This is a genomic window from Salinispira sp. (assembly GCF_059431795.1).
In genome coordinates, this window is sequence record NZ_JBXWXS010000020.1 from 1 (window position 1) to 12,237 (window position 12,237).

At 49.0% G+C, this 12,237-nt stretch carries 12 protein-coding genes; 5 read left to right on the plus strand and 7 right to left on the minus strand.

Going from position 1 to position 12,237, the window contains the following annotated elements; genetic code table 11:
- On the plus strand, nucleotides 1-625 hold a 625-nt coding region (locus AC52PS_RS07515), incomplete at its 5' end, for an MraY family glycosyltransferase (protein ID WP_495562435.1).
- Nucleotides 626-678: 53 nt separating this feature from the next.
- On the opposite strand, the gene AC52PS_RS07520 is transcribed toward AC52PS_RS07515, so the two are convergent.
- Nucleotides 679-951 carry a toxin-antitoxin system HicB family antitoxin gene (locus AC52PS_RS07520; protein ID WP_495562436.1) on the minus strand — a complete coding sequence of 91 codons (273 nt, stop codon included), beginning with the start codon at nucleotides 949-951 and terminating at the stop codon, nucleotides 679-681.
- A 320-nt stretch (nucleotides 952-1,271) separates the two neighbouring features.
- Here AC52PS_RS07520 and AC52PS_RS07525 point away from each other — a divergent pair, with 320 nt between their 5' ends.
- Together AC52PS_RS07525 and AC52PS_RS07530 are read left to right on the plus strand one after the other, a co-directional pair.
- Complete coding sequence (locus AC52PS_RS07525; RefSeq protein ID WP_495562437.1) at nucleotides 1,272-1,526, plus strand: prevent-host-death protein; 255 nt, start codon at nucleotides 1,272-1,274, stop codon at nucleotides 1,524-1,526.
- Entirely contained in the window at nucleotides 1,519-1,800 is a 282-nt protein-coding gene (locus AC52PS_RS07530; RefSeq protein ID WP_495562438.1) for a type II toxin-antitoxin system RelE/ParE family toxin, read from the plus strand. Before AC52PS_RS07525 ends, AC52PS_RS07530 begins: the two co-directional genes overlap by 8 nt.
- 71 nt (nucleotides 1,801-1,871) lie before the next feature.
- On the opposite strand, the gene AC52PS_RS07535 is transcribed toward AC52PS_RS07530, so the two are convergent.
- The 5 genes from AC52PS_RS07535 to AC52PS_RS07555 form a co-directional block, all read right to left on the minus strand.
- Complete coding sequence (locus AC52PS_RS07535; protein WP_495562439.1) at nucleotides 1,872-3,080, minus strand: ATP-binding protein; 1,209 nt, start codon at nucleotides 3,078-3,080, stop codon at nucleotides 1,872-1,874.
- A 118-nt stretch (nucleotides 3,081-3,198) separates the two neighbouring features.
- Nucleotides 3,199-4,704 carry a sensor histidine kinase gene (locus AC52PS_RS07540; protein WP_495562440.1) on the minus strand — a complete coding sequence of 502 codons (1,506 nt, stop codon included), beginning with the start codon at nucleotides 4,702-4,704 and terminating at the stop codon, nucleotides 3,199-3,201.
- 9 nt (nucleotides 4,705-4,713) lie between these two features.
- Nucleotides 4,714-5,454, minus strand: coding sequence for a substrate-binding periplasmic protein (locus AC52PS_RS07545; protein ID WP_495562441.1), 741 nt, complete (start codon nucleotides 5,452-5,454; stop codon nucleotides 4,714-4,716).
- Nucleotides 5,455-5,493: 39 nt separating this feature from the next.
- A complete protein-coding gene (locus tag AC52PS_RS07550) occupies nucleotides 5,494-7,452 on the minus strand; it encodes a TlpA family protein disulfide reductase (protein ID WP_495562442.1) in 1,959 nt (652 codons plus the stop codon).
- A gap of 78 nt (nucleotides 7,453-7,530) precedes the next feature.
- Nucleotides 7,531-8,382 carry a C13 family peptidase gene (locus tag AC52PS_RS07555; protein WP_495562443.1) on the minus strand — a complete coding sequence of 284 codons (852 nt, stop codon included), beginning with the start codon at nucleotides 8,380-8,382 and terminating at the stop codon, nucleotides 7,531-7,533.
- A gap of 93 nt (nucleotides 8,383-8,475) precedes the next feature.
- Here AC52PS_RS07555 and AC52PS_RS07560 point away from each other — a divergent pair, with 93 nt between their 5' ends.
- Nucleotides 8,476-8,949 (plus strand): hypothetical protein, encoded by a 474-nt coding sequence (locus tag AC52PS_RS07560; protein WP_495562444.1) that lies wholly within the window; start codon nucleotides 8,476-8,478, stop codon nucleotides 8,947-8,949.
- Between the two features lie 91 nt (nucleotides 8,950-9,040).
- On the opposite strand, the gene AC52PS_RS07565 is transcribed toward AC52PS_RS07560, so the two are convergent.
- Nucleotides 9,041-10,198, minus strand: coding sequence for a PP2C family protein-serine/threonine phosphatase (locus tag AC52PS_RS07565; RefSeq protein ID WP_495562445.1), 1,158 nt, complete (start codon nucleotides 10,196-10,198; stop codon nucleotides 9,041-9,043).
- Nucleotides 10,199-10,277: 79 nt separating this feature from the next.
- Here AC52PS_RS07565 and AC52PS_RS07570 point away from each other — a divergent pair, with 79 nt between their 5' ends.
- The gene (locus tag AC52PS_RS07570) at nucleotides 10,278-12,182 is read left to right on the plus strand and encodes a histidine kinase N-terminal 7TM domain-containing protein (protein ID WP_495562446.1); all 1,905 of its coding nucleotides are present in this window, start codon (nucleotides 10,278-10,280) and stop codon (nucleotides 12,180-12,182) included.
- The last annotated feature ends 55 nt before the right edge of the window (nucleotides 12,183-12,237 follow it).

Sequence of the window (12,237 nt, forward strand, 5' to 3'; positions counted from 1 at the left end):
TTCCAACGCGCTGAATCTTATTGACGGCCTGGACGGGCTCGCCGGTGGTACAGGTGTTATTGCCGCTTCCGGGATCGGTATGGTCCACGTGATTAATGGCAACCTGAGCGGTGCGCTCTTTTCGTTCATGCTGGTGGGTGCGCTGCTGGCATTCCTGGTGTTCAACAAACCCAAGGCCAAAGTGTTCATGGGAGATTCGGGGAGTCTGTTTCTGGGCTTTGCCCTGGGAGCTCTTGCTTTCATCGGTGCGGGGGATGGCGGAACCGATCCCAGTCATTTCCAGGCGGGCTTCATTATTACCCTTACCGTTCTCATTGTGCCGAGTATCGATATGGTGGCTGCGATCATGCGCCGGATCAGGGAGCGCAAACCTATCCACCATCCGGACAAGGAACATCTTCACCACAAGCTTCTGGCCTTCGGTTTCTCCACCGGCCAGATTCTGGCCATGGTGCACGGGGTGAACCTCCTCATGACCCTCTCCGTTATTGGGCGCAGTCTCGCCATTCACAACGGGAATAGTCTGCTGGCAGCAGACCTCTTCATCCTGGGTGCATGGCTGGTTACCGCCGGACTTTTTACCTGGCTGCACTTTGCCAACAAGGCTCGAAAGAAGCAGGCTTAAGGCCGGTTTTCATGTACTGACCTGAAAGAGATGCCCGGTATATTCCCTGAGTTCTAAATTGCGTCCCAGTCGGGAACTGTTTCGTCGTTATCTTTCTCTTTCACTTTATCTAATACCTTAGCAAAGTTCTCTGAGATTTCTTTTTCATCCCGGTGCGCCCAGTATGTTTTCAGTAAGTTATGTGTTTTCATCTCCTGTATTTCTTTCGTAAGGGCGTATAAGGCGAGCTGGTTTATCGAAACACCCTGCTGATCGGCCATATTCTTAATGCTATGCTTTAACTCTTCAGGAATGCGAAGTGTTAATACTGAGGCTTTATTTTTCATGCTTTTCCCTCCAATATTTTACGAAATCTTTGGGAGTTATAACGGTGAAATTATCCAATTTTAACTCTGTTTGATAAGTAAAATCTCTAATATTGCTGTTAATCAGGAAATAAGCATTCGAAACAAATGCTAATTCTGAAAAAATATTATCCTTTTCGTCACGTAGATTCGGGCGTAACAGAAATTGTAACTCCAAGGCTGAAGGACATATCCATATGTTATTATGAGTGGCTAAAAAGTGCAAACAGATGAATGAGCGTTGATCATTAATCCTATTAATCGTACTATTAAAAGTACGTTAATTTGTGGGAGGTTCAGATATGCTGCATATCAGTGCCAACGAACTGAAGATGAAAGGTGCGTCTGCCATAAAGCTGGATGATTCAGAAAACAGCGAAGCTATTATTACCGTAAGGGGTAAAGACACATTCGTGGTGATGAGCCTTGAAAAGTATAATTATCTTCGTGAATGTGAGCTGGAAGCAGCTCTGAATGAAACCCGGAAGGATCTTGATTCTGGTAATATGTACACAGATGGAATCAGTGCTCATTTAAATAGAATTGATCATGCCTAAACTGGTATTTACCTATAGCTATGAGAAACGTGCAGAAAAATTCCTGCTCGGTCATCCCGAGCTTCGAAGTCAGTATGTAAAAACCCTGCAATTACTGGAAATGAACCCACATCATCCTTCATTACGTCTTCATCGCCTGAAGGGAAAACTATCTGACCTTCATAGTGTCTCCATAAATACCGTTTACAGAATTACCATGGAATTTATCATTAGCGAAGACACAATCGTTCCTGTTAATGTGGGAAATCACGCGGCTGTTTATGAGAACCGCTGACACCGAGCTGAACTGCATCGCCACCCGTACTGTCATGTGCAATACCGACGGCAAAAAGCTTACATAGCTTCTCAATATAAAAATCCAAACAGGTACAGGGGTATCTCATATTTGGAACCATGCAGAATATTGTCTTTTACCAGATATGAATTTTCCAAATGATCGCGTATCTGTTTTAAGGTTTTGTTCCAGCCTCCTATTTCAAAGTTTTTCCCGCCAACTGTGTAGTTCCCGATTTCGCTGTAATGCAGCGTGTTCCCTGAATTTATAATCATCTTGATAAAGAAAATTTCTCTCAGTGTTCCATTGGACGCTTCGAACCCGATTTCGTCACATACAGATGTATATATATCCGGATTATCGAGAAAAATCTTTTCAGTCTTTTTCAGCAGATTGCTGCCCGCTGTATTTCTTGGGATTAATTGTATCAGGCCTGTCTCATGCAATATATCCAGATAATTCTGTATGGTTTTATTATCCAGCCCGATGTTTTTTGCGATATTGTTTGTGTTGAGTGAGCCTGGCGGAATTGTGGCCATATAGGAGAGTATTCTTTTAAAGTGTATGAGGTTCTCTGTTTTCAGCTTATAGTGATTGGAAATATCTTCATATATTGTTTTCTCAACTATTCTCTGAATCTTATGACCATAGGAATCTGAATCCTCAAGGATGAATGGATAATATCCCGAGCCGATATATTGTTTAAAGTGAACTAACAGCTTGGGAATTGCTCCTATTTCTGCTTCTATTTTGGTCTTGTCTTGCAATAATTGTTCTAAAGAAAATGGTTCTACAACGGCTATGTTATTGAACATGAGATATTCTCTGAATGACAAGCCGCCGATTCTATATATACCCCCCCGTCTCGACAAGTCGTAAGAACCTTTGATCAGATCGAGACTTGAGCTTCCTGAAAAAACAATTGATATATCCGGAAATGAATCATAGATGTTTTTGATTTCCTGGTTCCAACCGGGGTATTTATGTGCTTCATCAAAAAAAAAGTAGCGAATACCGTAGATCTCATACAATTCATGTACAAAATCAAATACCTTCTTTTGAGAGAAATAGATGTTGTCCAGTGATGCATAGATGCAGTCATCAGTGTTCAATTTTTCTTTAATATATTGCAATAGCAGAGTGGTTTTACCTGTGCCTCTGGGCCCGACTAAACCTGTCAGCCGGTTTTTCAGGTTAAAATCTTTATATATATACCTATGATGTTTGAAATGGGTATGCCCTAACAGCCTCTTATATGTGGAGAATATCTTTTCAATCATGAATACACCCCTGAATTATGGCTTTATAGTTGGAGTGTACTCCCAAAATATATTCTTTTCAAGCTGGTTCTCCGGCATGGCTGTGACTCCGGTAATACATCACGGGCCCGGTGGGCTGCTAAGCGGATACAGATGAAGCAGGAAATGTGATGATTACCGTCGTTCCCCTGCCCGGGGTTGATCTCAGTTCCACCCAGCCCTGCAGCTGAGTGGTGACTATGGAATTGACAATGTAGAGTCCCAGGCCGGTTTTACCCTCTCCCCGTTTGGTGGTGAAAAAGGGTTCGAATACCTGGGGGAGAATTGAAGGATCTATGCCGGCACCATGGTCTGTGCACGTAATAAAAATGTTGCCATCCTGCCGTTCCAGCTGGAATTCTACCGGTCCCGATGTTTGATGGGTCGATGTTTGTTGGGATGATGTTTGTTGGGGCGTTGTTTCAGCGCCGGATTCAGACCAGGCTGCATACCCGTGTTCTGCGGCGTTTGCTATAAGGTTAAAGACGATGGGGTAGAGAATAGCCGGGGATATTTCAAGCTCAAACTCAAGGCCGTCCACCGTGACGCTGATATCCTTACCTGCTATCTGGCTTGCAGTGAGTTCCGCCGCATCTTGCAGGTTTTTTTTTACATAGATCCGTGTGGGCGGCTTGTCCTCCTGGGGGATGGTTATTTGCCGGAAGCTTCTAATGAGCCGGATAGCCCTGTTCAGGTTTTTCTGAATGAGTTCGATGGGTTCGGCGAGCATCCTGGATTTGGCCGTTTGTTTCTCCTCCTGCAGCTCCTTCGCCAGATTTTCAAGATAACTTACCGTGGTGAGAGCATTTCCCAGAGGGGTGTTGAGCTCATGGGATATCCCCACCACCAGATTTCCCAGAGATACCAGACGCTCGGCGTTTCGCAGACGCTGGGAGGTTTCTTCCACCTCCCGGGTGCGTTCGGCCACCTTTTGCTCAAGATTTTCATTGAGCTCCAGGAGTGATTGCTCCTTTTCTTCAATATGCTCGGCCATGGCATTCAGGCGGTCGATGAAGAGGTTGACATCCCGGTGTTGCTCTCGCTCTATTCTGTAGCTGTAGTTCCCTTCGCTTAATTGCCCGATGCCGTGTATTACACCGTTGAGGGTTTTCTGGATCTTGAAGCGGCTCAGGAGGAAGATGCTCATAAGTAATACGGCGGACATGGACACAACGGTAATGCTGATAATCAACAGAAGTTGACGCTGGGTGCTGAGAATTCTCTCATTGGAAAACCATAGAGTTACCCGGCCGAGTTCAAGATTTTCAAAGCTGATTTCCCGGATGTAGGGTCCAATGTATTGTGAACTCTCAGGTTCCTGATTGAACAGAATGCCATTGGCGCTGGATTCCAGAATAATCCCTTCCAGAACCCCCGAGCCAAGATACGCCAGGGTAATGTTTACTGCGGTTTCATCGCTGAGGGTGTATAGGGGGGTTACAAGAATCTCCTGCAGTCTGTCTGCGGTCTCATGGGAGGAATCTTTCAACTGATTAATCAGGTAGCTGTTTGAGAGCATGAGGGTAATTACCCCGAAGAGGATTACCGAAAGCATGGCAACAATGGTGAGAATAATGGCAGTTTCGATTAGTAAATTGCGTTTCACCGGTATCCTCTATTGGTACGAATCTAATATAGATTCGAGCCTCCCATCACGGATCAGTGTATGGAGTATGGTATCAATTTGACGGTACAGCTCAGGGTGTTTTCCGTTATCCGGGAAACCCAAATAGAGGGGGGTGTTTGGTTCGGGAACGTATGCTGTCTGCAAGAGCTCTCCGCTGAGATTTCCCCGGGAAATGTCGTAGGCGAGGTTAGGATTGGTTCCGATAATTACATCCACCCTGCCCAATTCGAGCATTTTCAATGCCTGAGCCTCGGTTGAAAGGCCCAGTTTGCTAAGTTCTTCATCGGAGTTAAAGGGTTCGAAATATGCCGAATTCAGGGAGTACCCGATGCGATAATTGTAGAGATCCTCATATTTCCGGATTCGGGGTGCCAGATCTTTGTGGGCATAAAACACGGATTGAACCACCGAGTAGCTGCTGGCAGAGTAGCGGATGTACTCATCTCGATCTTCTGTGTAGGCGATGCCGGGAATAATATCGGCATTTCCGCTTCTGATCATCTCCAGCGCCCGGGCGAAGGGGCGGCGCTGTATTTCTATCTGAACCTCCAGCTCATCCTCAATGATCTGGAGAAGATCTATGTCTATCCCGGACAGCCCCTCTTCTGCCTCAATTCGGTAGGGAGGCCAGACTTCCACCACTGCAACCAGAGAAATATTTTGTGCCCCGATTATTCCTATGGCTGCCGAGAAAAACAAGAAACTCAAAAGAACCTTTGTGCACTTCATATCTGTATATTAGCTGATGTAAACCGAAAATACAAAAAGCTATTCTTCAAAATATGTTTCAAACAAGGTTGAAATTTCTTCATAGGATCGGTTCCCGTTTGCAAGAAAAGCATAATCCATTTGGCTGCCTGAAGGAGCGCCGAAAGGGAACAGCTGCATGGCATAATTCTCCGCTCCTCCGGAGGGGCAGAAGGACTGATCCGGTACCTGGGATATATCTACAATTGTCCGGTCTCCGTTTACCCAAAAATCAATTGTGCGGGAGGCAAAATCAAAGTTCACGAAGAGATTATTGGCTATGCCCGGTTCTATTTGTGCGCCCACCGGGAAACGCCAGTCGATGTTATTGAGCACCGCCACCAGCTCCCATGTGCGTCCAGTATCACTTTCCAGGTGAAGGTTAAACCAGCGTCCTAAAAATCCGCTTTGCAAGAGGGTGATTCTGCGTCGTTCTTCAGTTTGTATTCCAAGGTCATCGAATATTTCCTGTTCCCGTGTCTCGTACTCCTGTCTCGCCGAGCGTCGTTCTTCAGGACTCATTTCCCCGTGGTTCAGAGATGACCACCATTCATCTATTCGTGCGCGCCGTTGGGCAAAATATCCTTGAGCCTTCCTGTCGGTCATATTCATGAAGACGGTTTGCCTGGGAACGGAGCGTCCATTCTCCGAGACGGTGAATCCCAAACCCATGGTGAATGCTCGGCTGGTCAGATTGGGAACGGAAATATGGGGCCGTTGTACATAATCGTAGGGGGGGAAATCTCTGTCGATGCTGGAATTGAACACCAGGGCAGTGTCATGTATGCGCTGTGCTCCATTGTTCTCGAAATCGATGTAATTTGATATTGCCTCATAGGCGCTTTCTGCCTGGTCGTCCGGGAGCTTTGCTCTCATTTTCAGGTTACCTGATGCATGAGGCCTTTCAATACTGTTGGCAGCGGATCCGTTAAAATTATAAAACCCGAGAACCCTATCATCCTGAACACCCAGAAGTTCCGGAATCATCCAATCCAGCTTGCCTCGTGCTTCCCGGCTGTAGATTTTCCCATCCGTATCCAGAATAAATACCGTTGGAATAGATGATATTCCCCAATCCCGGCTGAACTGGGTATCCCAGGTTTTTCCGTCTTCACAATACTGAGGCCAGGTGATTCCCTGCTCTCGGCAAAAGGACTCTACCGTGGAAGAAGCTTCGTCCAGGCTGATACCGATAAATTCCACTCCCTGATCTTTGTACCGCTCATACAGTTCCAACATATGGGGAAGCTCTGCCACGCAGGGCGGACACCAGCTGGCCCAGAAGTCGATTACCACCACCTTGCCCTTCAACTGATCCATGGAGATCGTGCTTCCTGTAAGAATGTCGGTGAACTCCAGTTCAAAGGGAACAGGAGGGGCATCTGCAAGAACGGCATCTATGCGGGACAATATGGCGTCGCCGCTGAATTGGGGTATTTCCCATGCTTGAATCTTCTCAGGGTTTTCTTCCCGTACGCGCCCCAGGATTTCCCTGTGCAGAATTCCGTCTTTGTTTTTCAAAACGCTGAAACGGGAGGACTGCCGTCCCTCTTCGTTCAGAAATTTATGCCAGCCGAAGCCGATAGGTGTGATAGTGAGGGTTCCCTCTTCGACTCGAAACGGAGATACATCCCGATTCAGCGGCCGAAGATCTCCGGAATCGGACTCTGTGCGCCAGCGGTACCCGGCAATATAATAGTCCCCCGGATCCAGTGAACGCAGAACCACATAATTCCGGTTATCGGGAATGCGCACGGTTTGGGCCCGTGTGTCGCTGGCAATATGGTTAATCTGAACATAGTAGCTGTAGTGTAGGTCAAAGTCATGTTCAATATTGTTTTGAAGGGGGATGACCACCAGGGTTCCCGTCCCCTTTTCGGGTGTGGGAATCGTTGTAGCGCATGAAAATATCAGGCTGACAACAAGCAATGCCCCCGTGTACAGAATTCCGTTCTTTTGAGTGAAAATCTTGTGAATCATACTATATCTCCCCGTAGTAGAGTTTAGACGTTTTAACTCTAATTTCCCCCGGGAGAAAAATCAAGATTGAATAGAAATTCAGGATTCCCCGATGGCCCGAAGCAGATCCTGAAAATGGCGTGCGGAAGTTGAAGGAAGAAGGTGCCCCGGATCAGATTTCCGGTCTTCGGGAAAATGTTCTTCTTTTTCGGCGATATGCCGTTCCAGACGGCGAATAAGCTCCGCCCACTCTGCATTGGGATCCGTTTCCCGTAAAACTTTCAGCAGGCTGTTGTCCCACTCGGGCATGTAACTGCCGGCCCCACAGCCGAAGGAGCTTCTATCTTCTGCGGAAGCGGTGAGAACCATCCTCTGCTCACCGGCTATGCTTTCTTCCCCGCTGATAAAATCCCCTGAGAAACATGCGGATACAAATACAAGGATCGGTATATCCGGCAGGCTGTCCAGAAGCTCATCCAGTTCTCCGGGGCGGTAAATATTCCGGAAATCTTCTTCAGATTCCAGAACCAGCCCCCGATCATCGGCTCCGTGGCTGGTAAGATACACAATGAGTCCATCGCCTCTGCGGAGGTCGAACTCCCGGATTGAACTTTCTATTCTGAATTTCCAGGCCGGCTGCAGGGTAATCCCGCTGCGTTGAGTGCCGATATATTCAGGCCGGGAGCTGTGCATGCGAATATTTTCCTTGGATACTCCCGCGTCTAGTAGAATTTCCAGCATGCCATTAATGGCGTTATCCCAATTGTCAATCTTTAAGCTGCGGTCCCGGAATGCTCCGGCCACCAACACCCCGTGCCATTCCACGCTGGTTTCCGATGTTTCTCCTGTCCCGGCAGTTTCGCCCCGGCTGTCTATACCTGCACAGCCTGTTGCCAGGAGGAACGCTGCGGCAATTGTTATTGCAGCGATGACCCGTTTCCAAAACATCATCCATTATGCTCCTTTTGCGGCAGTAACCACGCAATTTTGCTGTTAATTACACCTGGTTACCATCATAATATATTACATGGTAGGTAATTTCATGTGAAAAAAATACTCCTTATTCTGCTCCTCGGATTATCTGGTCTGTTGCTCTCCGCTGAAGTTGTGGAGATATCGCTCCTTGTTCCCGACGGCTACAAGCTCAACGCCGGCGCACCCCAGGAGATAGCCTTTGATGTGCAGGAACGCTCCGCATCATCATCACCATCAGCAACAATATCAACATCAAATGCTGTGCTGGCCTATGCCTACTCTGTAGACGGTCCCTGGCTGGAGCAGGAATTTATGGATAGCCGAGTGGCAATTAATGTGGGAAGCAGCTTTGGCGGCCGCTCGGGGACGCTGAGCCTCTGGGTAGAGGCAGGAGAAAACATCAGCCTCATTTCACTGCGGATGGTTCTTTGCGATGCCGACGATGAGCTTTTGTGTTATATGGTGGAAACGCAAAAAGAATATCCCCAAACGCTTACCGGCGGGGAGGGGATTACCCTGAATATTCCCGACCCCGGCTTCTAAGCAGAGCCATGCAGTATTGAAATACCGCTGACGTGAACAACTCGGGGCGTGGGACAGCTGCCGAATGACTGCAGCGATGTTGACATTTCCGCTACACCTTCACCGACAATAGCGTCACATCGTCATGAAAATCTTCTTCCCCCCGCACCAGCTTGAGCTGTTTGAGAAAGGTTTCATTGAAATTCTCATCCATCACTGCCATACGGAAAAATTTCTTGATTACCTCGGAGTTAATTTTGTTTTCCTTGGATTTGGTTTCTAAAAGACCGTCTGTGTAGACCGCCACCGAGTCGCCGGGTTTCAGGGGAATGTCTTTCTGCTGATACTGCACTCCCGGGGAAAAGCCCATGGCAGGCCCCTCAATTTTGTGCTCCGTAACGCCGCCGGAATTGATGGTGTACACCGGCAGATGGCCTGCGTTGGAAATGCTCAGAGTCATGCGTTGGGTATCTATAAGCAGAATACTGAAGGTTATGAGAATATCCGAGGCATTCTGCAGTACCTGGCACAGCCGCTTGTTCATAAAGGTCATGAGGCCTCCGGTGGTCACCTGGTCTCCCTCCTTGGGGCTCCCCAGCGAGAGGCTGATGACCTTGAGCATGGCGGTGACGAAAGACGGCCGGATTCCCTGGCCGGTGACATCGCCCAGCATGGCGATGAAACGGTTTTCACCCAGTTTGATAATATCGTAATAATCCCCGCCAATGCGCAGGGCCTGGTGGGGCATGTAGCTCAGCTCAAGCCGGGCATTCTTCACATCGGGAATTCTGGTTTCCAGAAGATTTTTCTGGAAATCAGCCGCGATATCGAGATGACGGTTCAGCTTTTGAATGTACTCCCGGTTATCCTGTTTCATCCGCCGGATGGAAAGGGCGTTCTCAATCTCCGCTTCCAGGATTTCCGGGTTCCAGGGTTTGGTGATCAGCGCTCGAAGGGTTGCCGAAATGGCCTTCTGAATCTCCTGAATATCGTTGTATGCAGTAAGGAGCATAAGCTCAATATCAGGATAATCCCGGTGTACCTCCAGCAGGAAGTCGCTTCCCGACTGCTCGGCCATCCGAAGATCGGAGATAAGTACGGCGGTGCGGGATGCGTCTGCAGCAAGTGCTTCCTTGCATGCTCCCGGACCCTTGTATGTCCGCAATTCCAGGTTCAAGCTGTTGCAAAAGTCTTCCAGCTCCCGGCTCAGGGCTTTGAGCACCTGGGGTTCGTCATCTACAATACAGAGGATTTCTTTTTGACCGTTCATAATATCAGCCTAGTGAAGCGCATGAGGGCGGTCAAGAGCGGCGGGGTGGATAGCCGCCAATATCAACAGGAGAACCCGAATGGAATACACCATGTTTTTAATCCTTGCGCCTATTGCGCTGGGGATTATTATTGTTACCCAGGTGGTGCTCTGGCGGTATCGCCGGGAAGCGGTGGGGCAGGCTCTTATGTCCTACTTTGTTCTGGCGGCGCTTTTGGTAATTACCAATATTCTGGAGCTGGTGGCGGAGAGCGAGACGTGGACGTATAACTGGGCGGTGGCTCAGTTTCCGTTTTATTCGGCTCTTCCGATTGTGTGGCTGCAGTTTGCCTTTTCTTTTACCGAGGCCAGGATTTCCCGGTGGAAGCTGTTGTTCGGGTTTCTTTCGGTGGTTCCGGCGATTTCCACCATTCTGGTTCTTACCGCCCGGCAGCACGGGCTCATTTATGTGGCGGTGGATTACCTGGCCCGTTTCGGGGTGTCTACCGTGGAGCCCGAGTACGGGCTTTGGTTTTGGTTTAACGGGGCGTTCCATTATGCCTTGCTGTTGTTCGGCGCGTTAATCACTATCCGCTATATTATTCTCTCCGACCGGGTGTACGCGAACCGGGCGTTCTGGGTGATCGCCGGGGTGGCCCTTCCCCTTGTGGTGAATTTTCTCTACCTGCTTCCTTTGAGTTTTCTCCGCTATAAGGATTTTACCCCCATAGCCTTTGCGGTGACCGGAGTGTTTTTCTTCATCGGGGTCTTTTGGCAGAGAATGCTTCAGATTGTTCCCCGGGCACGTAACTTAGTAATTGATTCCATGGATCAGGCGGTCCTCATTTTTGATACCGGGGGTGTGCTGATTGATAATAATTGTACATCCAGGGCCCTTCTGAGTATATCCGGGAAAAACCTGGGGCTGCAGCGCAATGAAATTCCTCTTCTGGTGGCTCTTCTTGGAGATACGGATTTGAACCGGAGCCACAGCTTTGAGCGTCAGTTGGAGATGAACGGAAGAGAGCGTCACTTCGACGTGTATGTCCGCCCCATCCGTAATCTGCCCCGACCCACCCCCCCAGGCGTCCCGGGAAGCGAAGTGGGCACCCTGGTAATGATTTCCGACATTAGTGAAGAGGTGCGCCTGTCCCTTGAGCGTCTGGCCCTCCTGGACGATGCCCGCCGGGCCAACGAGGAACTGAAAGAGACCCAAATGCGCCTGATCCACCGGGAGAAGCTTGCCTCCATCGGGCAGATCTCCGCGGGGCTCGCCCATGAAATGCGTAATCCGGTGGGCTACCTCCAGAGCAACTTCCGGGTCCTACGCAAGAAGCTTGAAGCCCTGGGTGTACAATTTGAAAACGAGATCCCATCGGATCAGCTGTTGACAATTCGCGAACTTCTCCAGGATTCAGAGGAGGGGTTCCAGCGGATCCTTGCGGTGGTGGATAACCTGCTCCACTTCTCCCGGCCAGGAAAAAGGGATGAGATGGAGCTCTACGATCTGAACCGGGGCATTAAGAGTACGCTGGAAATTACCCGGGAGCTGATGGAGGCCAGCCGCCGGATTGATCTTCAGGTGGAGTACGGGGAGCTTCCCCAGGTGAAGGCGTATTCCAGCGAGATTAATCAGGTGATCCTCAATCTCGTTACCAACGCTGTGCATGCGGTTCAGGACAATGAGGACGGAAGACCGGTCATTACCCTCCGCAGTTTCGCAGATGAAGAAGGCGTGGGATTCCGAATCTGCAACAACGGCCCCGCGATCCCTGAGGAGATCCGGGAACAGATCTTTGAACCCTTCTTTTCCACCAAGGATTCGGGCCGGCAGAATGGTCAGCAGAACAGCCAGAGCAGCGGACCAGGTACCGGGCAAGGTACCGGATTAGGCCTGAGCATTGCCCGGGACATTGTGGTTGAGCGCCACGGGGGCAGCATCAATGTGGAAAGCGGTGATGAACAGACCTGTTTTATCCTGAGGCTGCCCGGGGAGCAGTCATAATTCTATGCAAAATGCATAGCGTATCCAATCAGCATACCCTCTGTGAAATTTAGCG

What these genes read in the sequence shown, in the direction of transcription:
- AC52PS_RS07520 (WP_495562436.1), bottom strand. Translation starts at nt 951, where the DNA reads ATGAAAAATAAAGCCTCAGTATTAACACTTCGCATTCCTGAAGAGTTA.
- AC52PS_RS07525 (WP_495562437.1), top strand. Translation starts at nt 1,272, where the DNA reads ATGCTGCATATCAGTGCCAACGAACTGAAGATGAAAGGTGCGTCTGCC.
- AC52PS_RS07530 (WP_495562438.1), top strand. Translation starts at nt 1,519, where the DNA reads ATGCCTAAACTGGTATTTACCTATAGCTATGAGAAACGTGCAGAAAAA.
- AC52PS_RS07535 (WP_495562439.1), bottom strand. Translation starts at nt 3,080, where the DNA reads ATGATTGAAAAGATATTCTCCACATATAAGAGGCTGTTAGGGCATACC.
- AC52PS_RS07545 (WP_495562441.1), bottom strand. Translation starts at nt 5,454, where the DNA reads ATGAAGTGCACAAAGGTTCTTTTGAGTTTCTTGTTTTTCTCGGCAGCC.
- AC52PS_RS07550 (WP_495562442.1), bottom strand. Translation starts at nt 7,452, where the DNA reads ATGATTCACAAGATTTTCACTCAAAAGAACGGAATTCTGTACACGGGG.
- AC52PS_RS07555 (WP_495562443.1), bottom strand. Translation starts at nt 8,382, where the DNA reads ATGATGTTTTGGAAACGGGTCATCGCTGCAATAACAATTGCCGCAGCG.
- AC52PS_RS07565 (WP_495562445.1), bottom strand. Translation starts at nt 10,198, where the DNA reads ATGAACGGTCAAAAAGAAATCCTCTGTATTGTAGATGACGAACCCCAG.
- AC52PS_RS07570 (WP_495562446.1), top strand. Translation starts at nt 10,278, where the DNA reads ATGGAATACACCATGTTTTTAATCCTTGCGCCTATTGCGCTGGGGATT.